At 39.0% G+C, this 2,397-nt stretch carries 1 pseudogene and 1 riboswitch; the pseudogene reads left to right on the top strand.

From position 1 onward, the window contains the following. Positions 1–35 precede the first annotated feature (35 nt). Positions 36–181: riboswitch (cyclic di-AMP (ydaO/yuaA leader) on the top strand. Positions 182–457: 276 nt separating this feature from the next. Continuing rightward, positions 458–2,137: pseudogene (locus ADA01nite_RS21535) on the top strand (APC family permease). Positions 2,138–2,397 lie beyond the last annotated feature (260 nt).

Genomic DNA, 2,397 nt, shown 5'->3' with positions numbered 1-2,397 from the left:
ATAATTAACACTCTTATAATAAATCCATATCACAACTGCATATTTGGCCTAATCCTGGAGCATCCGGGAGCGGAGGACCCATTCTTTTGGGGTTAATCCTTATATTATTAAGGAGGGATGAAAATTTCTCTTTCGCCATCCTACCCGTCAGCTAACTTCGTCGGCTAAAGCGAAGGAGGTCTAAAGACCGCCTATTTGAGGAGTCTTTCTTATTGCTATTTTCGGCAATAAAAAGAGATTTTTCAAATTTTTTGCAGGTCTTTTTTGTTTTGTTTATACGTTCATACCACTGTTTTAAAATTTTACGATCAATCTCAAAACAGAAAGGAAGAATGTTATGGATGGCTAGCTTCTTAAATAGAGAAGGTATTAGAAGCATACAATAAGGCAACTTATAAATACAGGGTTAGCCCATAGTCAGTTCAACACTAATCTAATGATTTCGAGGGAGAAAAAAATGGTCACAAAACTAAAAAGATTTCTCATTGGAAGACCAATGAAAACAAATGAATTAGCTCAGGAGAAGTTAAGCTAGCTTAAGGCCCTTGCAGTTTTATCCTCGGATGCTCTTTCTTCTGTTGCATACGGAACGGAGCAAATCCTGCTTGTATTAATTACATTAGGGACCGCAGCATTGTGGTACTCCATTCCAATCTCTTTTGCAGTTTTAGCACTACTAACTGTGCTTATTCTTTCATATCGTCAGACGATTTTCGCCTATCCGTCTGGTGGTGGAGCGTATATTGTTGCAAAAGATAATTTAGGTGTTTCTGCAGGCTTAATGGCCGGAGGATCTTTGCTGGTTGATTATATTCTTACCGTAGCAGTAAGCTCTTCTGCATACTTGTTTGTACTGGCTGTATTCCTTTTGATTATCGGTGGCGGATATCAATGGATGACAGGGAATATTCATGCATCTGCACCTGCGTATGGGATAGCCATCCCGGGTGTTACAGTTTTCCTTCTTTTGAAAGCATTTAGTTCCGGTTGTTCTGCATTAACCGGGGTAGAAGCAGTATCGAATGCCATTCCGAATTTCCGAGCACCTGCTGAACGAAACGCAGCCAAAACTTTAATAATGATGGGAATGATTTTGGGTTCGATGTTTATGGGAATTAGCCTTTTAGCTTATGCATATGGCGTTTCTCCTAAAGCAGAAGAGACGGTTGTCTCACAAATTGCTTCTGCAGCTTTTGGACGCGGGTTTATGTATTATTTTATTCAAACGACAACGGCTATTATCCTGTTCTTGGCTGCCAATACAGCTTTTGCTGCCTTTCCTCTGTTAGCGTTTATGCTGGCTAAAGACAGATTTATGCCAAATATGTTTATGGTACGTGGAGACCGTCTTGGCTTTTCAAATGGAATTATAGTTTTAGCTACCCTCTCAGCTTTGTTGATTATAATTTCTGGAGGGGATACCGAAAATCTAATTCCGTTGTATGCGATTGGGGTATTTGTCCCATTTACGCTATCTCAGGCCGGAATGATGAAGCGTTGGATAACACGGAAACCATCTGGCTGGATTCTCCCTTTTGTTATTAATACGATCGGGATGCTGACGACGCTGACCGTTTGTTTGATTTTCCTGTTCACAAAATTTTCACAAGTTTGGTTTATTTTCTTGTTCTTACCGGCAGTTATTTTTATATTCCGGAAGATAAATCAGCACTATCAAGATTTAGCTGATGAGTTGCGTCTTGATATCACAATGGACAAACCCCAGCCAAAGGGAAGTGTTATTGTGATCCCGGTAGCAGGGATTACACAAGTAGTACGCAACAGTATTAGCTATGCAAAGTCGTTAACCGATGATGTAGTAGCTGTTTATGTAGGGTTTGATGACGAATCTGTTAAAAAGATGGAGAAAAAATGGGAAGAGTGGAATCCAGGGGTACGTCTTATTGTACTGCGCTCTCACTATCGAAGTGTAGTGCGCCCGTTAATGAAATTTATCGACACAGTGGAATGGAAAAAAGCCGAAACCGACCATGTGACGGTATTAATTCCGCAGTTCATTACAAACAAATGGTGGCATAATTTGTTACATAATCAGACAAGTTTATTGATAAAAGCGTACTTATTTGCACGGCAAGATGTAAAAATCGCTACGGTTCCATACCGTTTAAAGAAGTAAACTACACAATCCCTGTTCAAAAAAATAAAGTTATATACTGCAACCCTTAATGCAGTAAAAAAACTGCGTAGGGATCTACTCAGCCGAATAAAATAAAGTCGTATACTCAGGGCACGGAATCACTTTATGTGTATAGTTGTGAAGTCCGTCTAGTATACAACTTTATTTTTTCGGTATATGACTTTATTTTCTTATAACAACTTAAGATACAGACTCTTAAATGTTTTTGTTATCCCCAAGCACTAGTGATATATTATGAT

Origin of the sequence: Aneurinibacillus danicus, from assembly GCF_007991215.1 — a bacterium.
GTDB classification, from domain to species: Bacteria; Bacillota; Bacilli; order Aneurinibacillales; family Aneurinibacillaceae; genus Aneurinibacillus; species Aneurinibacillus danicus.
The sequence above is the reverse complement of the archived record's forward strand: the minus strand, read 5'-3'. Positions and strand labels throughout refer to the sequence as shown.